This window comes from Peribacillus glennii, assembly GCF_003429105.1.
In the GTDB taxonomy this organism is placed as follows: Bacteria; Bacillota; Bacilli; order Bacillales; family DSM-1321; genus Peribacillus; species Peribacillus glennii.
This window is the reverse complement of sequence record NZ_QVTD01000003.1, coordinates 1295190-1320158: the sequence shown is the minus strand read 5'-3', so window position 1 is coordinate 1320158 and position 24969 is coordinate 1295190. Positions and strand designations below refer to the sequence as shown.

Sequence of the window (24969 nt, the reverse complement as noted above, 5' to 3'; positions counted from 1 at the left end):
TCGATATTTATTAAATGAATGTTCAAATACTTCTCCGTTTGAATCGGCGAAAACATGATACATTAAGCTAAAGAAGCGAAAAGGAGTGTTTTCGATGTTTTCAATCGTTATGGTGCTCGTTGTCACTACTGTAATCGGTGTTGTTATCGCTACAGAAGTAACAGTTGAGGCTGAATAACCTTACTATTAATATCATGGACCGATATCAGCTTATGCCTTTAATGGGGCATAGGCTTTTTTCTTTTACTATTTCCTTATGGTACAGACACAGACACGCCTCTCTTCGCATAGGTTTAAACATAGGCAAACGTCCAAAGAAAATAGCGGAGGTGGAGGCATGCCGGATCTTTTGACAGCGATCGGATATTTGGCCAAGGAGTTCTACTTATTAGTATCGTTCGTAAAGAATAATGCGTTTCCCCAACCATTGTCCGCGAAAGAAGAACGAAAATACTTACAGCTCATGGCCCAGGGAGACAGCGATGCGCGAAATATGCTGATCGAGCATAACCTGAGGCTCGTCGCCCATATTGTCAAAAAGTTCGAAAATACCGGAGAAGACACGGAAGATTTAATTTCAATTGGAACGATCGGCTTGATCAAGGCGATCGAAAGCTACTCCGAAGGCAAGGGAACCAAACTGGCCACATATGCAGCACGCTGTATCGAGAATGAAATTCTTATGCATCTTCGCGCTACGAAAAAAACGAAAAAAGATGTCTCACTGCACGATCCTATCGGACAGGATAAGGAAGGAAATGAAATCTCTTTGATCGATGTACTGAAGTCGGAGTCTGAGGATGTTGTCGATACGATTCAATTAAACATGGAGATTGAAAAAGTCAAGGAATTCATCGATATCCTTGATGAGAGGGAAAAGGAAGTCATCATTGGACGGTTCGGCCTTGATTTAAAAAAGGAAAAAACACAACGGGAGATTGCGAAGGAGCTTGGTATATCACGGAGCTATGTATCACGGATCGAAAAACGGGCCCTAATGAAGATGTTCCATGAATTCTACCGGGCGGAAAAAGAAAAGAGAAGAGGATGATCGAAAGAGGCAGCTTTCTAATCCGGGGAAGGCTGTTTTTGTTTGGCAAACTGAGTAAGCATGAAACAGACTAAGTGCCGAACATGCTGATGTCCTGCTCACCATGCCTGTGTCCTGGCTGCGCCTCTGGCTTCCCTAACAGAGGCACAGCCAGTCGGTGAGTTTTTGATGCGAAAATAGAAAAATTCAGATAAAGGAACTATAATTAAACTATCGAAATGGAGGCGTGCATGATGGCATATTCACTGACGTGGGATTTAGCTGTTTTTTTTAATGGAGGAAGTTCGTCCAGGGAATTCGCCCAATTCCTAAAAGAATTATATAATGATATCAATCGGTTTACCAATGTTGTTAGCAATTGGAAAGTCATGTCGGAGGAAAAAGATCGGCATTTATTGGTCCATGTGATGGAACAGTTTGCTGACATCGCTGTGAATATGCGGCAGGCCGGCGCATTTGTCAGCTGTCTCGAAGCACAAAATACCGAGGATGTAAAAGCCCATGAGCTGCGCGCGAAAGTGACACAATACTCGGCATCCTTCCAAGACGCGCTCACTAATCTTGATCAAAAACTTACCGGGCTTGATGAAGAGTTTTTCCAGGAACTACTGAAGACGCCGCCTTTGAATGAATTTAGATACATATTGAATGAAAGGCGTGAGAGGGCAAGCGACAAGCTTTCAGTCGAAGAAGAATCATTGATCAACCAGCTCGCTGTCGATGGCTATCACGGATGGAGCCAACTTTACGATACCATCGTAGGAACAATTAAAATACCGTTCGAAGAAAAAGGCGAAATAAAATACCTTTCTGTAGGCCAGGCAGCAAATAAGTTTTCTGACCCGGACCGGAATGTGAGAGAGAAGGTATTCCAAGCCTGGGAAAAGGCATGGGAAGAAAACAGTGAGCTCCTTGCGAAAACCCTGAACCATTTGGCCGGATTCCGCCTCAGTACCTACGGGAAAAGAGGCTGGGAGGATATTTTGAAAGAGCCTCTTGAAATGAACCGTATGCAAAAGGAAACCTTGGATAGTATGTGGAATGTGATAACCGCGAACAAAGAACCGCTGATTAAATTCCTGGAACGTAAGGCGAAGCTTCTTGGTGTCGAAAAATTAAGCTGGTATGACCTCGATGCACCCCTTTCTTCTATGGAACAGAATGTTATGGCCTATCAGGATGGAGCAGAATTCATTTTAAAGCAGTTTTCCAAATTTGGTACGAGGCTTGCACGTTTTACAAAAACGGCTTTTGAAGACAGCTGGATCGAAGCGGAAGACAGGCCAAATAAGCGGCCAGGCGGATTTTGTACAGGCTTTCCATTAAACGGACAATCCAGGATATTCATGACATATTCCGGAACGGCATCGAATGTATCAACGCTTGCCCATGAATTGGGCCATGCTTTTCACTCCTATGCCCTAAAAGACACACATCCGTTGAACCGGGCCTATGCAATGAATGTGGCGGAAACGGCGTCCACTTTCGCGGAGATGATCGTCTCAGACGCTGCTGTCCAACAAGCGGAAGGTGCATCCCAAAAGCTTGCCCTGTTGGAAGATAAAATCCAGCGTTCTGTCGCATTATTGATGAATATACATGCACGATTCCTGTTTGAAACAAGGTTTTATGAAGAGAGAAAGCAAGGTATGGTTAGTGCGGCCAGATTGAATGAAATCATGCTGGATGCGCAGAGGGAAGCATATGGTGACGCGCTGGCTGAATACCATCCCGCATTCTGGGCCTCAAAGCTGCACTTTTTTATTACAGGTGTGCCTTTTTACAATTTCCCATATACGTTTGGTTTCTTATTTTCGCTGGGCATTTACGGAAAGGCGGTTGAAGAGGGGCAAGGCTTTGAAGAAAAATATATCTCCTTGCTGCGTGATACCGGATCCATGACGGTCGAAGATCTTGCGTGCAAGCATCTAAACATAGATTTGACCGGCAGTAAATTCTGGGAAGAAGCGGTCGCTGACTGCCTAAAGGATGTAGAAGAGTTTCTTAAGCTTACCGACTCATTGATACAGGCCGGATAAACATAGAAATGCCCTCGCGCCAAAAAGCGGAGGGCATTTCATTTGATAAGCACCGTTTCTGAAAAAAATGAGATTGTTATACCTTTTTAAGTTTAAATGGACTCACCATTAGGAAAGATAATATAATCATCAATGATAAGAAAAATACTGGATGCCAATACGGGATTGCCAAAAAGCTTAATGTAGCAAGGCAGCCGGCAGCAGTTATAGGCAGGCCGGTAAAATAACCGTTGTTCTCTGAAATATTGAACTTTGCCAGGCGGAATGCCCCGCAGCCAATATAGAATACAGTGAAAAACGTGCCTGGTGCTCCGAATTCATGAAGTATTCCCTGATAGATTAATAGAGCGGGAGCCACGCCAAATGAAATAATATCACACATGGAATCGAGCTGTTTCCCCAGTTCTGATTCACAATTGAATTTCCTGGCAACCATGCCGTCAAAACGGTCGGCAAGGGCGGCCAAAAAAATCAGCAATAAGCTTAAATTTAACTCGCCATTGATACCGGCAATTATAGCAAATCCCCCAAGGGATAGATTTGATAGCGTAATAATATTGGCTGTTTGGGACTTCAGCTTTTTAATGGTATGATCCAGCACGTCTAAAAACATCATTCTTTTTTTCCTCCTTTCGCAGGCTGGATAGCGACTGACGGAAGTAGTGCTTTATTATATAATAATATTTTATTCTATATATCATATGCAAGGGCTTTAGGAATTATTTTATTTATGGTGGTGATATGTGTTTGCTTCAGCCTTTTTATCGAATCCTTATTGAATTGACGAATGGCCGGATTTCTTCTGCTGCCTTGAAGAAGTTTAGCCGGTCTGTATGGAGCCGGCGCTTAATATCAGGTTATGCAAAAGTGTATAACATTGATAAAGAAGAAATCGCGGATGACATCCATAGCTTTAAAAGTCTCCATGATTTTTTTACCAGAAGGCTTAAAGCCGATGCCAGGATGATAGATGATGATGAACGATCGGTCGCAAGCCCGGTAGATGGAGTCCTTGAGGATTTTGGGGACATTAATGTGAAAAAACAAATCGTTGTAAAAGGAAAATCATATTCCATTTTGGAAATGCTGGGTGATGACACCTCTGTACAGAGGTATCTCAATGGAAAATACATGGTGCTGTATTTAAGTCCGAGCCATTACCACCGCATCCATGCCCCGGTGGCAGGCAAAGTGATAAGCCGACGCATATTAGGTAGAAAGTCCTATCCGGTTAACAGGATGGGTATGAAATACGGACGCTCCACACTGTCCAAAAATTACCGGAATATCACAGAGGTCGAGCATGAAGTCGGCCATATGGCAATTGTAAAAGTAGGGGCCATGTTTGTAAATTCCATCATTATTACGGACGAATCAGAGCATCTTTCAAAGGGCCAGGAATTTGCATACTTTAGTTTCGGTTCCACCGTTGTACTTCTGTTTGAGAAAGATACATTCCATCTCTCTGAAAGCATGCCCATCCCATCAGAGATCCGAGTTGGAGAAAAAATCGGGTATGTAAGGAATAATTAAAGAAAAGGAGGCTGGCATATTTCGCCAGCCCCGCATATGCCTCAAATTAAAACTTTGATTTTGTGAGTTAGGGAACGTCGGTGTATTTCAGTCTCAATGAGGCGAATAAAATCGATGCTTAAGTTTAATTTGCATGCTTTAATATATGACTCAATTAACAGATCATCAGATAGTTTATTCAAAGCCGCCTCCACCTCCATTTTTAAAAAAGGAATAACTACAGTTATCTTGCATACCTATGTAAGTTACCTTAGAAGTATTACCCTTACTTTACCAAATAAAAACAGGCAGAACAATCGTTCTGTTATCCACAAAGAACGGTGGATAACCTGTGGTTAACTTGTTTATAAAACACGGGTATCTTCATAAATCAATGTGTATATTGTGTATAAACTTATCCACAAACTGGAATTAAACCGGAATTTGTCGAAAAATTTATTTGGCAAATCGTTTGCTGTCAAATAGCTTTTTGATTCTTCGGTGCATGCCTGATTACGGGAAAATATATACAAATCATCTACTTATTGATATACTTTTATCTTGCTTTCTTTGAAACCAGACCAAAAGTTCGGTATGATGTAAACGGAATAATGTATGGAAAATATTGAGGTGTGGACATGCTTAAAAAATTCTTGCCGAGCGAACATGTGAAAACCATTTTTGACATAACGCCGGAAAACCTGAAGACAAAGGGAATAAAAGGGATCATTACCGATCTTGATAATACACTTGTGGAATGGGATCGCCCCACTGCAACTCCCAAGCTGATCAAGTGGTTTGACAATATGCGTGAACATGGCATTTTAGTGACCATCGTGTCCAATAATAATGAACAAAGGGTGAAATCCTTTTCTGATCCGTTGAAAATCCCGTTTATTTTCCAGGCACGAAAGCCTATGGGGAAAGCTTTTAGGAAGGCTATCAAAGATATGGGACTGAAAAGGGAAGAAACTGTTGTCATTGGCGACCAGCTTCTTACTGATGTTTTGGGAGGAAATCGTAACGGTTTTCATACCATTTTAGTTGTGCCTGTAGCCCGTACGGACGGTTTCATTACAAAGTTCAACAGGATGGTTGAAAGAAGGATTTTAACATTTTTTAAACGGAAAGGCATGCTTGAATGGGAGGACCCAGATGAATGAACAGTCATGATATTGTATGTGTTGGTTGTGGTGTAAAGGTGCAAACGGAAAATCCTGCCGAATTGGGTTATGCCCCTGCATCAGCGCTTGAAAAGGAAAGCATTATTTGCCAGAGGTGCTTTAAATTGAAGCATTATAATGATGTACAGGATGTTTCGCTGACAGATGATGATTTTTTAAAGATATTGAATGAAGTGGGCCAAACCGATTCCCTCATTGTAAAAATTGTGGATATTTTTGATTTTAATGGCAGCTGGCTTCCAGGGCTTCACCGTTTTGTCGGAAAAAATGATGTACTGTTGATTGGAAATAAGGCCGACCTCCTGCCAAAATCCGTAAAACATTCTAAAGTTATTAATTGGATGAAAGAATCTGCGAGGGAATTGGGGTTGAACCCCATTGATGTTCTCTTGGTCAGTGCCGCTAAAGGCCAACATATCCGTGAAGCGGCCGAAGCGATCGATGAGTACCGCCGAGGGAAGGATGTCTATGTGGTCGGATGTACGAATGTCGGCAAATCGACCTTTATTAACCGTTTGATCAAGGAAGTGACTGGAGAGGGAGATATTATCACGACATCACATTTTCCGGGAACCACTCTTGACAAGATTGAAATTCCGCTTGATGACGGAAAAGCTTTAATCGATACGCCGGGAATCATCAATCATCATCAAATGGCGCATTTTGTGGATAAGCGAGATTTAAAAGTCATAACTCCTAAAAAGGAGATCAAACCAAAGATTTATCAATTAAACGAACAGCAGACCCTGTTTTTTGGCGGACTCGCCCGGTTTGATTATCTTTCAGGAGGAAGAAGATCATTCACATGCTATATCTCCAATGAATTGAACATCCATCGAACAAAGCTTGAAAACGCGGATGAACTATATGAAAACCATGCCGGTGAAATGCTTACGCCTCCGCGGACCCGGCAGCTGGATGAGTTTCCGGAACTGATCAAGCGGGAATTTACGATAAAAGAAGCGAAAACGGACATTGTCTTTTCAGGCCTTGGCTGGGTTACAGTCAATGAAGCAGGTGCTATGATCGCCGCCCATGTTCCAAAAGGCGTGAATGTCATGATCCGAAAATCGTTAATTTAATGGCTGGGTGATGAAATGAAAAAGATATACGGGGTAATGGGAGATCCGGTTGAGCACTCAATGTCACCTGAGATTCATAATGACGCGTTTACCAATCATAATATAAATGCCTGCTATCACCACTTTCAAGTGCGGAGAGCTGGACTGGCTGATGCAGTCAGGGGAATGAAAGCGATCGGTGTTTCAGGATTCAATGTAACGATTCCACATAAAGAAGCCATCATACCTCTCCTCGATGAGATAGATGAAATAGCCCTGGCGATTGGGGCCGTAAATACAGTGGTGAATCGAGAAGGGAAATTAATCGGTTATAATACCGATGGAAATGGCTTTTTACAAGCTTTGACGGACCAATATAAATCTCCGCTGGCCGGTAAAAAGATTCTCCTTATCGGGGCGGGAGGCGCAGCAAGGGGCATTTATTTTTCCCTTGTAAAAGAAGGAGCACCCAATGTTGATATAGCGAACCGCACTAGGGAAAAAGCGGAAAAGCTTGTGGTTGATTGCCCTTATCCTAAAAATTCACGGGCGCTTTCGATTACGGAAGCGGAACAAGGCCTCGGGGATTATGATGTTATCATCCATACTACATCGGTTGGGATGAGCCCTCATATCGACGCATCCCCAATTGATATCTCAAACATAAAAAAAGGGGCTTTCGTAAGTGACATTATTTATAACCCGCTGGAAACCAAGTTCTTGGCTGAAGCAAAGTCCAGCGGAGCCGACATCCAAAACGGCGTAGGGATGTTTGCCTATCAGGCAGCGCTGGCTTTTGAAATTTGGACAGGGATTTTTCCTGATGCGGTAAGAATGAAAGAGATCGTGCTGAAGAAACTAGGAGGTATCTAATGTTAACTGGCAAACAGAAAAGATTTTTACGTTCAAAAGCACACCATCTGAACCCGATCTTCCAGGTCGGCAAAGGCGGGGTCAATGAGAATCTGATAAAGCAGATAGAGGATGCCCTGGAGGCGCGTGAACTGTTAAAGGTAAGCGTTCTTCAAAATTGCGACGAAGACCGGGACACTGTGGCTGAATCGCTTTCCAAAGGGTCCCGGGCAGAGTTGGTCCAGATCATTGGAAATACCATCGTGTTATATAAAGAATCACGGGAAAACAAACAAATCCAGCTCCCATAAGGGGGAAAAACGATGAAACGAATAGGAATTCTTGGTGGAACTTTCGACCCTCCACATATTGGCCATCTGATCGTCGCGAATGAGGTGCTCAATGCCCTGGATTTGGATGAAATCAGGTTCATGCCAAATCACGTCCCTCCCCACAAGCAAAAAACCTTGGACGTCACCGACGAAGACCGGTTAACGATGCTTGCTTATGCAATAGAGGGAAACGACTGTTTTTCAATCGAAAAAATCGAGATTGAACGGCAGGGAACCTCTTATACTTATGAAACGATCCAGGACCTTAGGCAAAGGGAGCATGAAAATGAATTCCATTTTATTATCGGTGCGGATATGATTGAGTATTTGCCTATGTGGCATAAAATTGATGAATTAATGAAACTTATTCATTTTATCGGAGTAAAAAGGCCCACATATAACGAAAAAACAGATTATCCGATTACGATGGTCGATATTCCGGAGATGTTCATATCTTCCTCGGACATCCGGGAAAGAATAAAAAAGGGAAGGACGATCAAATACCTCCTTCCTGAGAGGGTAATCCATTATATTGAGGAGAATGATCTGTATGCGCCGTGAGGAAGCACTTCGGCTGGTAAAACAGCAGATAACAGAGCATCGCTACCAGCATACGCTGGGGGTGATGGAAACTTCGATCATGCTTGCGGAAAGATTCGGCGCTGACGCGGGAAAAGCTGAATTGGCGGGGATTTTTCATGATTATGCAAAATTCAGGCCAAAGGATGAAATGAAGGAAATTATTCTTACACAAAACATGAATCGAGATTTGTTGAGCTATAATTCCGAACTATGGCATGCCCCGGTGGGAGCCTATCTTGTGCAAAAGGAAGCAGGCATAACAGATCCTGAAGTTCTGGACGCCATTAAATACCATACTTCCGGAAGGATCAACATGACACTGCTTGATAAATGCGTGTTTCTGGCGGATTATATCGAACCTGGAAGGGGGTTCCCCGGTGTGGACGACGTCAGGGAAATAGCCAAAACGGACCTTGACCAGGCGATTATAGGTGCATTGCGAAAAACGATCTTTTTTTTAATGAAAAAAAGCCAGGCAGTGTATCCTGATACATTCTACACCTATAATGACCTCATTTTAAAAAAGGAGAAGGTTCAATGAATGAAAGAGAATTATTAAATACAGCAGTAAAAGCGGCGGATGATAAAAGAGCGGAAGATATCATTGTGTTGAACATGAAAGGAATTTCGCTTGTTGCGGACTACTTTTTGATATGCCATGGGAACTCCGACAAACAGGTACAGGCGATTGCACGGGAAATGAAGGAAAAAGCCGGAGAAAAGGGCTATCATATCGAAAGGATGGAAGGCTTCGATGAAGCAAAATGGGTTTTGGTTGACCTTGGAAATGTTGTAGCCCATATTTTCCATCGCGACGAAAGAAGCTATTATAATCTTGAACGTTTGTGGGGAGACGCACCAATCGAGGATGTGCAGAGTGAACTGAGTCAATGACGTATGAACGCTTTGCCCATGTCTACGATTTTTTAATGAAAGATGCTCCATATGAAAAATGGGTATATTTACTGCTGTCGAGAATGGATCGATATCAGGCGGAAGGTAGAAGAGGCCTTGATCTTGCCTGTGGTACCGGGGAATTTACCATTGAACTGGCCAAGCACGGATTTTCTGTTTCGGGAGTGGATTTATCAGAGGAAATGCTAGCTGTTGCCAGTGATAAGGCAGCCAAACAGGGGCTTTCCATTCCCTTCTTCCAGCAAAATATGGCGGAACTTGAAGGTCTTGGTGAATATGATTTTGTCACGATTTTCTGTGATTCCCTGAATTATATTCGTGAACAAAAGGACATTCCCCGTACCTTCAGCGGGGTTCACCGCCACTTAAAAGCCAATGGACTGTTCTTGTTTGATGTCCACTCCATCTATAAGATGGAGTACATATTTCAAAATCATACTTTCGCAATCAATGACATAGAAGTATCCTATATCTGGGACTGTTTCCCGGGTGAGGAACCATACAGCGTGGAGCATGATTTAAGCTTTTTTGTGCTTGATGGGGAAACTGGTCTGTACGACCGATTTGATGAATTGCACTACCAGCGTACATATTCGATTGGCCAGTATGAAAAGTGGCTGGAGGATTCTGGATTTGAGGTATTGGAAGTACTCTCGGATTTGGAAGAAGTACCTGTACATGAAAAGACAGAAAGAATTTTATTTGTTGCAAGGAAAATATAAAAGAACCGTTTTATCGTGTTTATGCTTCCCTCCGGCCCGCTCCAAAAGCGGTGCGCCCCAGCGTGCATAGACACAAAACGGTTCTTTTTTAATTAAATTTTTCTAGGTTAGAAGAAGGAATACATCTTTGCCTGGCGAATGTTAGTATTGAGTTCCATATTGCTCCTCGATCTTTTCCAGTTCATGACGGAATTTACCATGTGTCGCATGGAAAAGATGCTCAAACATTTCCCCCACTTCGGCTTCCAGCACTTTTATTCCTTCCCCGGTAATGCCGCCTTTCACACATACTTTATCCTGAAGGGCTGGCAGCGTGTAGATTTCCTTTTTTAAGAGCTCCCCGAGTCCCAAAAGCATTTTTTCCGTTAATAGAGTTGCCGTGTCTTCGTCGATTTTCGTTACCTTGCATGCCCCCTCGATAAATGCCCTTGCCAAATAGCTGAAGAATGCCGGTCCGCAGCTGACTATGTCAGAGGCCACCCTGGTAATTTCATTTTCAATCTTTATCGGAGTGGAAATATTCGCTGCCAGGTCAGTCAGGGCTGATACCCATTCAGGAGAACACCTTTCCCCGAAGCTTAACAAAGAGACCCCTGCCAATGCCCGGTTTGTAATGCTTGGTATCATACGGGCACAGCTGCATTCAAGCATAGATTCGAGCTGCCTTACTGATATAGGGCTGGTTATTGATATGACACATTGATTTTTGTCTATATAAGGCCTTATCTCTGAAATGACCTTGTAAAATTCCATTGGTTTTACACAAATGAAAATGGCTTCTGATTCTTTGGCTGCTATTTGGCAAGAATTGGCCACTGATATCCCAGGGTGCTTATCTTTAAGGGCAAGCGCTTTCGAGAGCGTACGATTTGTAATCGTCAAATCAGATGGAGCAAGCGCCCCAGCTTCAAGCAGTGCTTCAATGAGAATGGTCCCCATATTTCCTGTTCCAATTACACCGACTTTCATAAATCTCCCCCTCTCTAAGCCGGAACTTCTCATAACACAGTATGTTTCAGACAGAAATCTTATGACTGAAGAATCAGAAAAAACAGTTGGAGGTTTTTATTCTATGAATACGCCAAGAGACAAAAAATTAGGGGTTCTCTTCCTTATATTAGTAATTTCAATTGCCGGTTATTATTTTTACCAGCAATCTCCCCAAGTCACGGAAAAAGGAGTGTTAAGCGTGGAAGGGGAACCGGGTTTTACAGCAGGAGAAACAGGCTTTGAAGATGGAAGCAAAATATCAGGCACTCCTGGTGAACCGAAAGAACCGCAAATAATGAAAGTAGATGTAAAGGGGGAAGTCAAAACACCTGGCGTTTTCGTTGCAAAACATGGTGACCGGGTAATAGATGTGATTGCACAAGCTGGGAACTTCACAGGTAAGGCTGATAAAGATCAGGTGAACCTGGCCCAGCTGGTAGAGGATCAAATGGTTATATATGTACCGGAAATAGGTGAAGCCCCTGGATCTTCGGCTGCATCAATGCAAGCAAAAATATCAGGATCCGCTGCAAATGGCGGAAGTGCTGGAGTTAAAGTTAATATCAATACAGCAGAAGCAGCCGAATTGGAGACCCTGTCAGGGATTGGACCATCCAAGTCCTCGGCGATTATCGAATACAGGGAGAAGAACGGTCCATTTCAGAAGATTGAAGACTTGAAGAATATCACTGGAATAGGAGACAAGACATTCGAAAAATTAATGGATTCCATATCCGTGAAATAACGGGGATAGGCGCGAACCCTACACAAATGTATGGGAACAGGGTAGAATGAAGGAAGAAATCGGATCATTAACAAAGGGGAGCAGGTAATGGAACGCATCAGTTGGAATCAGTATTTTATGGCTCAGAGCCAATTGCTCGCACTGCGAAGCACATGCACACGTTTGACTGTAGGAGCCACGATTGTGAGGGATAAACGGATCATTGCGGGGGGCTATAATGGTTCCATTGCAGGCGGGGACCATTGCATTGACAATGGCTGTTATGTCATCGATAATCATTGCGTCAGAACGATCCACGCAGAGATGAATGCCATTTTACAGTGCGCCAAATTCGGGGTGCCTACGGCCGGGGCAGAAATATATGTGACGCATTATCCGTGTCTGCAATGCTGCAAGTCAATTATCCAGGCGGGGATTAAAACCGTTTATTACGCAGAAGATTATAAAAACCACCCATATGCAATCGAGCTTTTCGCAAAAGCCGGTGTTTTCACAGAACAGGTACAGGCTAATCCTTTGCTCATTGAAGTAAATGGTAAAGAAAAACATGATTTCGTTATTTCATTGCTTTCACAATTAAAGGAAAGCGGTGCCGGGGACAAGCGCTTGGATTCCCTTCTGAAACAGGCAGACGCTTTATTCGGTGTGCAAAGCAATTAGACAGGAGGACTTATGGCTACCCTGCTTTTGATGGCCGTTTCAGCAACCCTTGGTGTAACGGCCTTTTCTTTTTTCGGATGGGAATTTATCATTTGTACACTGGTTTTTCTCTTATTGGTTTTCTACAGAGGCAATGCTTGTGCTGTGCTCCTGCAGGCTGCGACTTTGATGCTCTTCTTTACCGCCGCTTTTATTTCGGAACATCTTAGCACTACCTCCTTCACTGGACAAGAAACCTCCTTTAACATCACTCTTTCTGAAATGCCGGACATTGATGGGAACATGCTCCGGGGCTCCGTCCGATCTGATACCGGTGAGAAGCTCCAGCTAAGGTATATCATTAAAGCGGAGGACGAAAAACTGATGCTTGAACAAAACATGGAACCTGGGCTTTACTGCAGTGTTCAAGGTATGCTTGAACAACCGGAAAGCCGGCGGAATGAAAATAGCTTCGATTACCAGCAATATTTAAGGCAGCAGGGGACCCATTGGATATTAAAGGCTGAACGCTTCTCATTAACAAACTGTTCGTATGGACACAATAATATCGTACAGGGTATAAAGAAGCTCCGGCAAAAGGGATTGGCTTATATAGAAAGAAATTTCCCGGAGGATTCTGGGGGGTATGTGGCTGCTCTTCTTTTTGGGGAACAAAAGGAAATCAATGAGAATGAACTTACCGTTTTCCAAAAGCTTGGACTTGTGCATCTTCTTGCTATTTCGGGACTCCATGTGAGCTTCCTGTCAGGGCTTGTCTTCTATTCAGGAATCAGGATTGGCATTACGAGAGAGAGAATGAGTTTGTCGATCCTTGTTCTGCTGCCGATTTATGTCATCCTTTCCGGCGCAAGCCCCTCCGTTTGGCGGGCGTGCCTAATGACCATGATCTTTTTTTTGCTTTCATACTATAAAAAAAGCCTGTCGATTTCAAAATCGATTATCCTTGTATATCTTGCACTGCTTCTCCTGCAGCCGTATATGCTTTTTAATATAGGGTTTCAACTCTCTTTTGCTGCGGCCTTTTCGATAATCTTGTCGGGGCAGATCATAAAGCGGTATGAAGGTAAATTGGTGCAGCTCTTTTTGGTCAGCTTGATTTGCCAAATGGCCACGCTTCCAATACTCCTATTTCACTTCTATGAAGTAACCGTCCTGGGAGTGTTTTTGAATGTCTTGTTTGTTCCCCTTTATTCCCTCCTCCTTCCATATTCCACGGTCACCCTAGCCATTCATGTCTGTTTCCCACCCGCAGGACAAATATTCCTATCGTTCCTTAGTTTGATTATTTCGGCAAGTAATGGAGCAGCGAATTTTGCGTCCAAACTCCCGCTTGCTTCGGTGGCTTTTGGAAAGCCATCTATGATAATAATGATATTGCTAGTTTCAGGCATGCTCTTATTGTTTATTTGTTGGGATGCTTCCTTGCGGGTAAAAACAGGCTATTGCTTTGCCTGGATGATCCTGCTGCTATTTTTTCAACTGCATATCGAAAAACTGGACCCGACAGGCGAGATTGCCTTTATCGATGTAGGGCAGGGCGATTCGGTATTTATTAGGCTGCCATTCGATAAGGGAAATTATTTAATTGATACAGGAGGGCGGATCAACTTTGAACAGGAGGAATGGGAACGGAGGAGGAGCAGCTTTAACACTGGGACGGATATTATTTTGCCGTTCCTTAAGAGTAAGGGTATAGGGCGGCTTGATAAGTTAATCCTGACCCACCCGGACGCGGACCATATCGGAAGCGTCAGGGAAGTGGCGGGTGGAATCGGGGTAAGCGAAATGATAATTGGGAAAGGATCAGAGCAGGAATACTTGAAGAGGCAATTCGACGTATTAGCCGTGGCTTCCAATATACGTGTGAAGACCGTGCAAATGGGCAATCAATGGAAGGCAGGAGCGTACACTTTTTATATCCTGAATCCCTTTCGGGCTGAAGAAGATAAGAATGAATCCTCGATAGTGATTTATGCTGAATTAGGTGGAAAGCGATGGCTTTTTACGGGTGATTTGGGAGTAGAAGGGGAAGAAGCAATCATCCGCAGATATCCTGACATAAGGGCAGATATCTTGAAGGCAGGGCATCATGGCAGCAAAACCTCTACTTCGGAATTGCTTCTGGATGTATTAAAGCCCACGACAGCAATCATATCAGCGGGAAAGGGAAACCGATATGGCCATCCTCACGCCCAAGTAACCAAATCATTGAAAAAAAGGAAAATCGTGGTGTACCGTACAGACGAAAATGGCGGGATCACATATCGTTTCAAGGGTAAACAAGGAACCTTTTCAACCGTCCTGCCATAGTATGGAGTATTATCAAATTGACCGATGGCCAGCCTTTATAGAAGCGAAGGCAAATAAGCGGTCAGGCTCACAGGACAAGGAAGGCGTCAGCAGCATAACATTGCACAAACAAAGAGGCAGCTTTGTGGGGATGCGGGTCACAAAGGCAAATGCCAGAGAACATGGTGTATTTAGGCCTGTGCTTGGCTATATGCAGGAAGGATAGTTTAGGTTTCTCCCCGCCAATTAAAAAAGAGACTGCTTTGCTTCAGTCTCAAGCGGCATACTTATATGATGGCTCATACAAATATTCTTCATTCTTATGTTTTCTATAAGAGTCCTTTTGCTGATGTGCAGGAATCTAGGGCCTCAGGGAAGCAAGTTACCTATGTACCCGGTTCCATTATGAGCCGACGTAATGAATTACGGTAGCGATAATGAACATAGTTGCAAAAAATCCGAAAGAAACAATAAATCCCCATGCAGAATCAATAGCGTCGTTACCCTTATATTGTACATTCTTTTCAAAATCGTTCATGTCTACCCCTCCTATTTCACTAATAGTATAAGCGATTACAAAAAAAAAATCTACAGCCCGCCTATTCGAAAAATCTTTGATTGTATGAACGTTGTTTCGTTTTAAACGGAGTTACCACCTGCATGGATTTACTAATACCGATCAAAAGGACGTGGAAGTTGTTTTGTCGAGACATTATCTGAGTGTTTCTGCTTTTCATTTTCCTATACTGACAAGAGTTGTCACAAATAGTTTACAATTTGGAAGGTGAAAATAAAGGTACAAAGCAGTACAACAGTTTCAATCACATTCCAGACTTTCTTGACTCATGTGCCTGCTCTTTTTATAGGAGCGAGGTATGAAAAGACTTTATTACCGCGGGAAAAGGAAGTATCCCGGGCCTTTCTTTCCTGCGTTCATATAGATCGGGAGTTGGCCTCTTATATGGGCCGATTCCCATTTATCTTGTCAAATTACGAAACCACCTATACCATAAGAAGATGAATACATAAAAAAGAGGCGGTATCGTGGTATTAGATGTTTGGAAAGACTTGAGACGAAAGAAATTTGCACCTGTGTACTTATTATATGGAACGGAAACATTTTTAATAAATGAAACAAAGCAGTTGTTGATGCAGAATGCGTTAACGGAAGAGGAAGCAGATTTTAATTTCTCGCAGTACGATTTGGAGGAGACTCCAGTCGAAACAGTCCTTGAGGATGTGGAAACCCTGCCATTCATGGGGGAAAGGCGTCTCGTTTTTATGCAGAATCCCTTTTTTTTAACAGCAGAGAAGTCCAGGCAAAAAGTGGAGCATGACGTTAAGAAATTGGAGCACTACATCTCAGATCCAGCACCATATTCCATTCTTGTGTTGACGGCGCCGTACGAAAAGCTGGATGAGCGGAAAAAAATCACCAAGGAATTAAAGCGGAAAGCGGTAACGGTCGAAGCGAAAAAACTGGGTGAGCACGAGTTGAAAATATGGATAAGGGAACGCGCAGCAGCATCCACAGTCCAAATTGATGAAAATGCCATCGACCTCTTGCTGGACCTTGCGGGTACAAATTTAATGATCCTTACCAATGAAATAGATAAGATGGCGCTTTACGTGGATGAAGAAAAACGGATTGATGCTGCCACGGTTGAAAAATTAGTTGCGAAGTCACTTGAGCAAAACGTATTTACACTTGTGGATAAAGTGCTCCAAAAAAATGTGGAGGAGGCTGTCGGGATCTTTCATGAGCTGCTGAGGCAAAATGAGGAGCCGATTAAAATCCTTGGCGTGATGGCAAGCCAGGTAAGGCTTATGTATCAAGTAAAAGAAATGGCAAAACAGGGTTACAGCCAGCAAAAAATCGCAGGAGCCCTCCGCATCCATCCCTACAGGGTGAAGCTGGCCCTTGAAAAAACCGGCAAATTCCATGAGGCGGAATTGTTAAGGATTATAAACGAGTTGGCCGACGCGGATTATAAAATCAAAACAGGCCAGGCAGATAAGGCATTGACTTTGGAACTGCTGCTGCTAAAAATCGAAAGGTGAGGGGATATCCCCTCACCTTTTCCTGCGTTTTTAGAAAGAAAAAAACGACCCTAAAATCGGATCGTTCATTGCCATTCATTAAGCGTTTAATGAATTAAGTCTTTTCGCTAAACGAGATTTTTTACGGGCTGCCGCATTTTTATGGATTAGTCCTTTAGATGCAGCCTTGTCTAACTTCTTAGCAGCTGTTAAAAGAGCTTCTTTCGCAGCTTCAACTTCATTGTTTGCTAATGCAGCTTCAACGTTCTTCACTGATGTACGCATTGTAGATTTTACAGTTGCGTTATGAGCACGGCTCTCGTCACTAGTTTTTACACGTTTGATAGCAGATTTAATGTTTGGCATTCCGTTCACCTCCTACACAAGAAATCGAGACTATATGAACTCGACCTTTCAAATCCTTACTCAAATAGCACAAAAGATATTGTATCAGACAGTACGCTGTAATGCAATACCAGAATAAGATTCAAAAAAGGAAATACTGTTCGGCGCTCAGGAGCTTTATCTCGTTACACGATATTGTACCAAAAAACTGATCGATAAAAAAGAAATATAAGAGAATGGCAACAAGAAACTATGGAAAATACTAGAATGTATATGAAATTTACGATCCATGGGAGGCCGTCATGAACAAAAACCTTGACTTAAGCAAATATTCCGTAAGGACTGATCTGGCTGTAGAGGCCGCGGAAATGGTTCTTGCCCAAAAAGGCATAGCCGGGGAAAAAAACATCTCGCAAATCCAGGGGGTTATAATAAAAGAAAAAGAAGTGGACAATTTAACCATTTCCCTTGTTGAAATCACTGCAGAAGGCGAAAGGGAGCTTGGAAAAAAACAGGGAAGTTATTTAACGATCGAGGTGCAGGGAATCCGCCAGCAAGATACAGAATTGCAAAATAAAGTAGAAAAGGTATTCGCAGACGAAATGGCCCATTTCTTAAAGAGACTGAATATACCAAAGGATGCCAGCTGCCTTGTAGTAGGGCTTGGGAACTGGAATGTCACGCCGGATGCCTTGGGGCCAGCCGTTGTTGAAAATTTGGTCATTACAAGGCATTTATTCCAGTTGCAGCCGGACTCGGTCGCGGAAGGATATAGGCAGGTCAGCGGGGTTGCACCCGGGGTTATGGGCATCACCGGCATCGAAACTAGTGACATCATCCATGGCGTAATCGAAAAAAGCAAGCCGGATTTTGTAATCGCCATCGATGCGCTTGCCGCCAGATCGATTGAAAGAGTAAACTCAACGATCCAAATTTCTGATTCAGGAATCCATCCGGGATCGGGAGTGGGGAACAAAAGGAAGGAGCTAAGCAAGGAGACGCTTGGGATTCCTGTGATAGCAGTTGGAGTTCCTACTGTTGTAGACGCGGTTTCCATCACAAGCGATACGATTGATTTCATCCTGAAGCATTTCGGCAATGAAATGCGGGAAGGAGGGCGGCCATCGCGTTCACTGATACCGTCAGGTTTCACCTTTGGAAAGAAGAAAAAGCTGAAAGAAGAGGATATGCCTGACGAAGAACACCGAAAGACTTTTCTGGGGATGGTCGGAACACTCCCTGACGAGGAAAAGCGGCAGCTGATTTCAGAGGTCCTTTCCCCAATCGGACATAATCTGATGGTAACACCTAAGGAAGTGGACGTCTTTATCGAAGACATGGCGAACTTGATTGCCGGAGGTTTAAACGCAGCGCTTCACCAATCGATAGACCAAAGTAATACAGGGTACTATACCCGGTAATCGCCGGAAGGCTGTTCATGTCATCACCATTTCAGTTCTACTCTTTCTATTAAAGCCATATGTATTAATAGACAAGCTTTAGAAAGGGTGGAAGGATGAACAGGAAACGGCACACCGGAATATTCGCAGTAGTCAACGGATCACTGATCATGAAAGGTTTTCTATCAATTCTCGCACTGCTTCTCTTAATTTTCTCCATTAGCGGGATTCTTACATCTTTGAGGCCCGAGTACAGGATATCCTCAGATTCGGTCCATTCGGTAACAAACCAGTTTTCCGGAAAAATGCTTTTTTCTATGATCGCAACTGAAAACCATAATTTCTTCCAGGCGATGCCAGAAGGAAAGCCTGCGGCAGGTATTACAACCCAAATGTTAAAAATGTCGGCCAATATCTCGTTGGATGATCCCCGAAGCCTTCTTGGCCGTGAACTTCCGGGATTCTCTATTTTCGACAGTGAAATCTTACTGGCAGGCGAAGGGACAAATTACACAAACATGCCTATTGAATCATCACCTCCGGAAGAATTATTAACAGACGATAAAGAGGCATCGCTCAAAAATGTGGATGATCTTGATAATAACGACAAATCGGAGCCAAAAGCTCCCGCGGTGTCCACCAATGGAAAAAAAGTCGTCCATATTTACCATACTCACAATAGGGAATCTTTTTTGCCATATTTGAATGGTGTTACGAACCCTAATCTTGCGATGCATTCAAAAATAAATATTACAAGGCTTGGAGAAAGGCTGCTCCAGGATTTTCAGGAAAGAGGCATCGGAGCTTCGGTAGACAAGACCGATATCACGGGCAGTTTAAAGAAAAAGGGGCTTCAATACAGTAAATCCTATACCGAGTCGAGGGCTGTTGTCCAAACTGCCATGGCTTCGAATAAGGATGTTCAATATATTATTGATATCCATCGTGATGCCCAGCGAAAAAAAGTCACAACCATTAACATTAATGGGAAAAACTATGCGAAAATTGTATTCGTGATAGGTGGAAAAAATCCGAATGCTGAAACAAACTATGCGTTAGCGAGTAAGCTTCATAGGGAAATCCAGAAAAAATACCCTGGTCTCTCAAGGGGAATCATTAAATATAATAGTGCACGGAACAACAGCGTTTATAACCAGGATTTAACAGGGAATGCAATCCTGCTGGAAGTTGGCGGCGTGGATAATACCTTTGAAGAGATGTACCTGACTCTGGACGCTTTCGCGGATGTGTTCAGCGAATATTATTTTGACGCCAAAGAAGTTGGCAATACTTCTGGTAATTCAGAACCGAAATAGAGTTGGAAAGGAATGGACATTCATGATTCGGTTTTCACTTAAATGTTTCGGCATAATGCTTGTATTGTTTTTCGGGATTTTGATAGGCATGCAGCATGCCAATCAAGGGATGAAGAAAATGAAAGGCTATGATGACCCGGCATTGAACAGTGCCTTTACCGTAAAGGAATCGAATCATGGAGACATGGAAGCTGCGTTCCTCGGCCAAAAGGTAACAAGCCATGATCTGGAGCAAAAGAAAAAGACACTTGCGGAAATGAAGGCATTTAACCTTTTCTCAACCATTGGAAAGAAGCTATCAGAATCAATTACCGCATTTTTTACCGTTTTGATACAAATGTTTATATAGTGCAGTCTATAATGGGGTCAGCCCCCCGGTGGGGTAAAGCGTTAACGCACCGGGGGACTGACCCCTTTTTGATTCTTATTGAAACTTGCAATGTGTACTGCTATAATGAAAAATAGTGTATTTGTGCTCATATAAGTAGGAGTGAACGTTTTGAATAGAGAAGAAAAGCTGAAAAGACAGTCAAGAATTCGTAACTTTTCCATTATCGCACACATTGACCACGGGAAATCCACTCTGGCTGACCGTATTTTAGAGAAGACGAACGCCCTGGCCCAGCGTGAGATGAAAAGCCAGTTGTTGGATTCCATGGATCTGGAGCGCGAACGCGGCATTACAATTAAATTAAATGCCGTCCAATTGAAATATACAGCCAAGGACGGAGAAGAATATATTTTTCATTTGATAGATACACCGGGACATGTAGACTTTACCTACGAAGTTTCCCGTAGCCTTGCTGCATGTGAAGGCGCGATTCTGGTGGTTGATGCCGCACAAGGGATTGAAGCCCAGACGCTTGCTAATGTGTATCTTGCATTGGATAACAACCTGGAAATTTTGCCTATCATTAATAAAATTGATCTGCCGAGTGCAGACCCTGAACGGGTCCGAAATGAAATTGAGGAAGTCATTGGCCTGGATGCATCTGAAGCCGTGCTCGCATCTGCAAAAGCCGGGATCGGGATTGAAGAAATCCTCGAACAGGTTGTAGAACTTGTACCTCCTCCAGAAGGCGACCCGGATGCCCCGTTAAAAGCGCTTATTTTCGATTCTTTCTATGATGCCTACCGCGGTGTTGTTGCCTATATCCGTGTTGTCGAAGGGTCTGTAAAGCCCGGCGACAAAATCAGGATGATGGCTACAGGCAAAGAATTCGAGGTGACCGAAGTCGGCGTGCATACGCCAAAGGAACAAAACAGTGATGAATTGACGGTGGGGGACGTTGGTTTCTTAACCGCTGCCATTAAAAACGTCGGCGACACACGTGTCGGTGATACGATTACAAATGCGAAAAACGGTGCAACCGAAGCACTGCCGGGTTACCGCAGGCTCAACCCGATGGTATACTGCGGGTTGTATCCGATTGATTCCGCCAAGTTTAATGATTTGCGGGAAGCTTTGGAGAAACTGGAGCTAAACGATTCTGCACTGCAGTTCGAGCCTGAAACCTCCCAGGCTTTAGGTTTTGGTTTCCGCTGCGGATTCCTTGGCCTTTTGCATATGGAAATCATCCAGGAACGCATTGAGCGTGAATTCAAGATTGATTTAATTACAACGGCGCCAAGTGTTATTTATGAGGTCATCATGACTGACGGTTCAGCGATAAAGGTGGATAACCCATCGAATATGCCTGACCCGCAAAAAATTGAACGTGTTGAAGAACCTTATGTGAAAGCTACAATGATGGCCCCTAATGATTACGTCGGTGCCATCATGGAGCTATGCCAGGAAAAACGCGGCATTTTCATCGACATGCAGTATATGGACGAAACACGGGTCAGTATCGTCTATGAAATACCGCTTTCTGAAATCGTTTATGATTTCTTTGACCAATTGAAGTCCAATACAAAGGGATACGCTTCCTTTGACTATGAACTAATTGGCTATAAGACATCCAAGCTGGTAAAAATGGACATTGTCCTCAATGGGGAAACAGTCGATGCATTAAGCTTCATCGTCCATCGCGATTTTGCCTACGACCGCGGCAAAGTTATTGTTGAAAAGCTAAAAACCCTAATACCAAGGCAGCAATTCGAAGTTCCGATCCAGGCGGCCATTGGCACAAAAATCATCGCCCGGTCCACGATCAGCGCGATGCGCAAGAACGTGCTTGCCAAGTGCTACGGCGGGGATATCTCCCGTAAGCGCAAGCTTCTCGAAAAACAAAAAGAGGGTAAGAAGCGAATGAAGCAGGTAGGTTCTGTAGAGGTGCCGCAAGAAGCATTCATGGCTGTATTAAAAATGGACGATACAACACCGAAAAAATAAATGCCAAATAAGGGAGGTTAGATTTATCGTTCAGCCGATATCTAACCTCTTTTTATATCGCCCCGCGAGGAGGTTGTGATAGAAATGATAAAAAGTGCGTACATCCATATCCCGTTTTGTGAACACATTTGCCACTACTGTGATTTTAATAAAGTATTCTTGCAGGGACAGCCTGTAGATAAGTATTTGGATATGCTGAAAAAAGAAATGAAGCTTGCTCTTGAAAAATACCCCCAGGACCAGTTGGAAACCATTTTTGTCGGCGGCGGGACACCGACTTCTTTAAATGAACAGCAGTTGGAATTTCTTTGTGAAGCAATCAAAGAAACCTTGCCGTTTGGCAAGCATACAGAATTCACGTTCGAAGCAAACCCGGGAGACCTGTCGGAAGAAAAGTTATCGATTTTATATAATGCGGGTGTGAACAGGCTTAGTTTCGGTGTGCAAAGCTTCAATAACGAGCTATTAAGAAGAATCGGGAGAACGCATCTAGCCAAAGATGTTTATGAAACAATCGAAAAAGCACAAAACACCGGCTTTTCCAATATCAGCGTGGATTTGATATACGGGCTTCCGGGCCAGTCCATGGCGGATTTTGCTGATACGCTGGAACAAGCGCTTCAACTGGATTTGCCCCATTACTCCGGTTACTCCTTGATCGTCGAGCCAAAAACGGTGTTTTATAATTTGATGCAAAAGGGAAAATTGCAATTGCCTCCCCAGGATCTCGAAGCAAGCATGTATGAACGTTTGATGGAAACTATGGAAAAATACGGGCTTAATCAATATGAAATCAGCAACTTCGCTAAAGCCGGATTTGAAAGCCGCCATAACCTCACATATTGGAACAATGAGGAGTATTTCGGTTTCGGTGCAGGTGCCCATGGATACGTTTCAGGGAGAAGGGTTGCAAACTACGGCCCTTTAAAGAAATACATGGCTCCTCTCGAGGAAGGGGAATTTCCGCTCGTAGAGGAACATCATGTGCCCGTCGGAGAACAAATGGAAGAGGAAATGTTTCTCGGATTAAGGAAGACCGAGGGTGTGTCGTTGGATGCTTTCCAAAACAAGTTTTCTGCTGAAATGCCTCAGATTTTTGGGGATCCGCTCGAAGAACAGCGAAAGCTGGGCTTGATTGAAATCGATGGCGGTTTTGTGCGGCTTACCAATCGCGGCAAGTTGCTTGGAAACGAAGTGTTTCAATCTTTTTTGGGTATAATCTAAACCGTTGACATCACTAACGTCATTTGATAATTTATTAATAGTATTAGCACTCAAGCTTATAGAGTGCTAACAGGGGTGATCAATGATGCTGACTGAAAGACAATTACTAATACTGCAGGTCATTATCGATGAATTCATTCTCAACGCCCAGCCCATTGGATCCAGGAGCCTGTCGAAAAAGGACGAAATAAATTTTAGCTCAGCTACGATCCGCAACGAGATGGCAGACCTTGAAGAACTTGGGTTCATTGAAAAGACCCATACCTCTTCTGGACGGGTCCCTTCAGAAAAAGGCTATAGATATTACGTGGACCACTTACTGCCGCCGCAGGCACCGAAATTGGCCGATATGCAAAAGATCAAATCCGTGTTTGCAGAGCGTATTTATGAAATGGAGAAAATTGTGCAAAAATCGGCGCAAATTTTGTCCGAATTAACGAACTACACAGCCATCGCCCTGGGCCCGAAAGTGAAGGAAAACAAACTTAAGAAGATCCAGATTGTCCCGCTGAATAAAGAAACAGCAATTGCCATCATTGTCACTAATACGGGCCATGTAGAAAATAAAATGTTTTCATTGCCGCCTTCTTTTGATGTAAATGAAATCGAAAAGATGGCAAACATTTTAAACGATCGGCTAACAGGCGTTCCCCTGATGGAATTGAAAGATAAGATTTTTAAAGAAATAGTGGTGCTGTTGAGGCAGCATATCCACAACTACGACGGGATTGTGACGGCACTGGCAGATACCTTGAATGTTTCCAAGCCAAGAAAGCTGTTCTTCGGTGGAAAAACGAATATGTTAAGCCAGCCGGAGTTTCACGATATCGATAAGGTTAAAATGCTCTTATCAATGATCGAGCAGGAAAAGGGAATTTATGATCTGATGAAACAGAATCCTGCCGGTATCCATGTGAAAATTGGCCGGGAGAATAATAACTCCGCTCTCGAAGATTGCAGCCTAATTACGGCCACTTACTCCATGGGGCCTGAAGAGGTCGGGACAATCGCAATTCTTGGGCCAACGAGAATGGAATACTCCAGGGTTATCAGCCTGCTCCATTTTTTTACAGCTGATTTGACAACCCTGTTGACAAAGCTGTATCAAAAGCAATAGCAAAGGCAATATTGGTAGGGTGCGGGGGCTTTTCTGCTCCCCGTTTCCTTTGCTTTCCCGTTCACTAATGTATTATTTTAATATTGGAAATTCGTTTTTAAAGGCAAGTCCGTATCAATTTCAATGTATTTATATCCAGCTACGAGGTAAATGGCTGTACAAGTCCCGAGGTTGTCATAGAAGTGGCGTTCGTAGTCGGCCAGCGCCCAGCCCCGACGAACAGGACGTGCTAGTTTTGACGCTGCCGCTGGACGTGTG

The 24969-nt window shown here is 43.4% G+C and carries 28 protein-coding genes; 22 read left to right on the top strand and 6 right to left on the bottom strand.

Annotated elements, in window-relative coordinates; all coding sequences use genetic code 11:
• Positions 1 to 337 precede the first annotated feature (337 nt).
• On the top strand, positions 338 to 1051 hold the full coding sequence (sigK, locus tag D0466_RS07935) for an RNA polymerase sporulation sigma factor SigK (protein ID WP_117321962.1): 714 nt from the start codon (positions 338 to 340) through the stop codon (positions 1049 to 1051).
• 233 nt (positions 1052 to 1284) lie between these two features.
• Positions 1285 to 3090, top strand: a complete 1806-nt coding sequence (locus D0466_RS07930) for a M3 family oligoendopeptidase (protein WP_117321961.1) — start codon at positions 1285 to 1287, stop codon at positions 3088 to 3090.
• A 76-nt stretch (positions 3091 to 3166) separates the two neighbouring features.
• On the opposite strand, the gene pssA is transcribed toward D0466_RS07930, so the two are convergent.
• Complete coding sequence (gene pssA / locus D0466_RS07925) at positions 3167 to 3703, bottom strand: CDP-diacylglycerol--serine O-phosphatidyltransferase (RefSeq protein WP_117322259.1); 537 nt, start codon at positions 3701 to 3703, stop codon at positions 3167 to 3169.
• Between the two features lie 134 nt (positions 3704 to 3837).
• Between pssA and D0466_RS07920 the strand changes: the two genes are divergently transcribed.
• Positions 3838 to 4623: a phosphatidylserine decarboxylase gene (locus D0466_RS07920; protein ID WP_117321960.1), complete on the top strand. Its 786-nt coding sequence runs from the start codon at positions 3838 to 3840 to the stop codon at positions 4621 to 4623.
• 41 nt (positions 4624 to 4664) lie between these two features.
• Here D0466_RS07920 and D0466_RS07915 read toward each other — a convergent pair whose 3' ends face one another.
• Positions 4665 to 4805 carry a sporulation histidine kinase inhibitor Sda gene (locus D0466_RS07915; protein ID WP_117321959.1) on the bottom strand — a complete coding sequence of 47 codons (141 nt, stop codon included), beginning with the start codon at positions 4803 to 4805 and terminating at the stop codon, positions 4665 to 4667.
• 435 nt (positions 4806 to 5240) lie between these two features.
• Between D0466_RS07915 and D0466_RS07910 the strand changes: the two genes are divergently transcribed.
• Genes D0466_RS07910 through D0466_RS07875 form a run of 8 tightly spaced genes read left to right on the top strand, consistent with a single transcriptional unit; the run spans position 5241 to position 10250 of the window.
• Complete coding sequence (locus tag D0466_RS07910; RefSeq protein ID WP_117321958.1) at positions 5241 to 5765, top strand: YqeG family HAD IIIA-type phosphatase; 525 nt, start codon at positions 5241 to 5243, stop codon at positions 5763 to 5765.
• Positions 5762 to 6868: a ribosome biogenesis GTPase YqeH gene (gene yqeH / locus D0466_RS07905; RefSeq protein WP_117321957.1), complete on the top strand. Its 1107-nt coding sequence runs from the start codon at positions 5762 to 5764 to the stop codon at positions 6866 to 6868. Before D0466_RS07910 ends, yqeH begins: the two co-directional genes overlap by 4 nt.
• Positions 6869 to 6883: 15 nt before the next feature.
• Positions 6884 to 7720: a shikimate dehydrogenase gene (aroE, locus tag D0466_RS07900; RefSeq protein ID WP_117321956.1), complete on the top strand. Its 837-nt coding sequence runs from the start codon at positions 6884 to 6886 to the stop codon at positions 7718 to 7720.
• Positions 7720 to 8010: a ribosome assembly RNA-binding protein YhbY gene (gene yhbY / locus D0466_RS07895; protein ID WP_117321955.1), complete on the top strand. Its 291-nt coding sequence runs from the start codon at positions 7720 to 7722 to the stop codon at positions 8008 to 8010. The genes aroE and yhbY overlap by 1 nt, the downstream gene beginning before the upstream one ends.
• Positions 8011 to 8022: 12 nt before the next feature.
• Positions 8023 to 8592 (top strand): nicotinate-nucleotide adenylyltransferase, encoded by a 570-nt coding sequence (locus tag D0466_RS07890; RefSeq protein WP_117321954.1) that lies wholly within the window; start codon positions 8023 to 8025, stop codon positions 8590 to 8592.
• Positions 8582 to 9154: a bis(5'-nucleosyl)-tetraphosphatase (symmetrical) YqeK gene (gene yqeK, locus D0466_RS07885; RefSeq protein WP_117321953.1), complete on the top strand. Its 573-nt coding sequence runs from the start codon at positions 8582 to 8584 to the stop codon at positions 9152 to 9154. Before D0466_RS07890 ends, yqeK begins: the two co-directional genes overlap by 11 nt.
• Positions 9151 to 9507 (top strand): ribosome silencing factor, encoded by a 357-nt coding sequence (gene rsfS / locus D0466_RS07880; RefSeq protein ID WP_117321952.1) that lies wholly within the window; start codon positions 9151 to 9153, stop codon positions 9505 to 9507. Before yqeK ends, rsfS begins: the two co-directional genes overlap by 4 nt.
• Positions 9504 to 10250 carry a class I SAM-dependent DNA methyltransferase gene (locus D0466_RS07875; RefSeq protein WP_117321951.1) on the top strand — a complete coding sequence of 249 codons (747 nt, stop codon included), beginning with the start codon at positions 9504 to 9506 and terminating at the stop codon, positions 10248 to 10250. Before rsfS ends, D0466_RS07875 begins: the two co-directional genes overlap by 4 nt.
• Before the next feature lie 141 nt (positions 10251 to 10391).
• Here D0466_RS07875 and comER read toward each other — a convergent pair whose 3' ends face one another.
• Positions 10392 to 11219, bottom strand: a complete 828-nt coding sequence (comER, locus tag D0466_RS07870) for a late competence protein ComER (protein ID WP_117321950.1) — start codon at positions 11217 to 11219, stop codon at positions 10392 to 10394.
• Between the two features lie 103 nt (positions 11220 to 11322).
• Between comER and D0466_RS07865 the strand changes: the two genes are divergently transcribed.
• The 4 genes from D0466_RS07865 to D0466_RS07850 all read left to right on the top strand — a co-directional run bounded on the left by D0466_RS07865 (position 11323) and on the right by D0466_RS07850 (position 15160).
• Entirely contained in the window at positions 11323 to 11985 is a 663-nt protein-coding gene (locus D0466_RS07865; protein WP_117321949.1) for a helix-hairpin-helix domain-containing protein, read from the top strand.
• A gap of 87 nt (positions 11986 to 12072) precedes the next feature.
• Positions 12073 to 12645, top strand: coding sequence for a ComE operon protein 2 (locus D0466_RS07860; protein WP_117321948.1), 573 nt, complete (start codon positions 12073 to 12075; stop codon positions 12643 to 12645).
• A gap of 12 nt (positions 12646 to 12657) precedes the next feature.
• Positions 12658 to 14955 carry a DNA internalization-related competence protein ComEC/Rec2 gene (locus D0466_RS07855; RefSeq protein WP_117321947.1) on the top strand — a complete coding sequence of 766 codons (2298 nt, stop codon included), beginning with the start codon at positions 12658 to 12660 and terminating at the stop codon, positions 14953 to 14955.
• Between the two features lies 1 nt (position 14956).
• Positions 14957 to 15160 carry a hypothetical protein gene (locus D0466_RS07850; RefSeq protein WP_117321946.1) on the top strand — a complete coding sequence of 68 codons (204 nt, stop codon included), beginning with the start codon at positions 14957 to 14959 and terminating at the stop codon, positions 15158 to 15160.
• A 177-nt stretch (positions 15161 to 15337) separates the two neighbouring features.
• On the opposite strand, the gene D0466_RS07845 is transcribed toward D0466_RS07850, so the two are convergent.
• Positions 15338 to 15472 (bottom strand): YqzM family protein, encoded by a 135-nt coding sequence (locus D0466_RS07845; protein ID WP_117321945.1) that lies wholly within the window; start codon positions 15470 to 15472, stop codon positions 15338 to 15340.
• A 506-nt stretch (positions 15473 to 15978) separates the two neighbouring features.
• Between D0466_RS07845 and holA the strand changes: the two genes are divergently transcribed.
• Positions 15979 to 16995: a DNA polymerase III subunit delta gene (gene holA, locus D0466_RS07840; protein ID WP_117321944.1), complete on the top strand. Its 1017-nt coding sequence runs from the start codon at positions 15979 to 15981 to the stop codon at positions 16993 to 16995.
• A 78-nt stretch (positions 16996 to 17073) separates the two neighbouring features.
• On the opposite strand, the gene rpsT is transcribed toward holA, so the two are convergent.
• Positions 17074 to 17340 carry a 30S ribosomal protein S20 gene (rpsT, locus tag D0466_RS07835; RefSeq protein ID WP_117321943.1) on the bottom strand — a complete coding sequence of 89 codons (267 nt, stop codon included), beginning with the start codon at positions 17338 to 17340 and terminating at the stop codon, positions 17074 to 17076.
• 281 nt (positions 17341 to 17621) lie between these two features.
• Between rpsT and gpr the strand changes: the two genes are divergently transcribed.
• Entirely contained in the window at positions 17622 to 18740 is a 1119-nt protein-coding gene (gene gpr, locus D0466_RS07830; protein ID WP_117321942.1) for a GPR endopeptidase, read from the top strand.
• Positions 18741 to 18804: 64 nt separating this feature from the next.
• Here the strand turns inward: gpr and D0466_RS23455 are convergent, their stop codons facing one another.
• Positions 18805 to 19131: a hypothetical protein gene (locus D0466_RS23455; RefSeq protein WP_325048686.1), complete on the bottom strand. Its 327-nt coding sequence runs from the start codon at positions 19129 to 19131 to the stop codon at positions 18805 to 18807.
• On the opposite strand from D0466_RS23455, the gene spoIIP reads away from it, so the two are divergent.
• From spoIIP to hrcA, 5 genes are all read left to right on the top strand, one after another.
• Entirely contained in the window at positions 19112 to 20035 is a 924-nt protein-coding gene (gene spoIIP, locus D0466_RS07825) for a stage II sporulation protein P (protein WP_325048685.1), read from the top strand. The two genes, D0466_RS23455 and spoIIP, sit on opposite strands and share 20 nt — an antisense overlap.
• Positions 20036 to 20057: 22 nt before the next feature.
• The gene (locus D0466_RS07820) at positions 20058 to 20384 is read left to right on the top strand and encodes a YqxA family protein (RefSeq protein WP_117321940.1); all 327 of its coding nucleotides are present in this window, start codon (positions 20058 to 20060) and stop codon (positions 20382 to 20384) included.
• A gap of 150 nt (positions 20385 to 20534) precedes the next feature.
• A complete protein-coding gene (gene lepA / locus D0466_RS07815; RefSeq protein ID WP_117321939.1) occupies positions 20535 to 22370 on the top strand; it encodes a translation elongation factor 4 in 1836 nt (611 codons plus the stop codon).
• Positions 22371 to 22454: 84 nt separating this feature from the next.
• A complete protein-coding gene (hemW, locus tag D0466_RS07810) occupies positions 22455 to 23594 on the top strand; it encodes a radical SAM family heme chaperone HemW (protein WP_117321938.1) in 1140 nt (379 codons plus the stop codon).
• An 85-nt stretch (positions 23595 to 23679) separates the two neighbouring features.
• The gene (gene hrcA, locus D0466_RS07805; protein ID WP_117321937.1) at positions 23680 to 24711 is read left to right on the top strand and encodes a heat-inducible transcriptional repressor HrcA; all 1032 of its coding nucleotides are present in this window, start codon (positions 23680 to 23682) and stop codon (positions 24709 to 24711) included.
• Positions 24712 to 24969 lie beyond the last annotated feature (258 nt).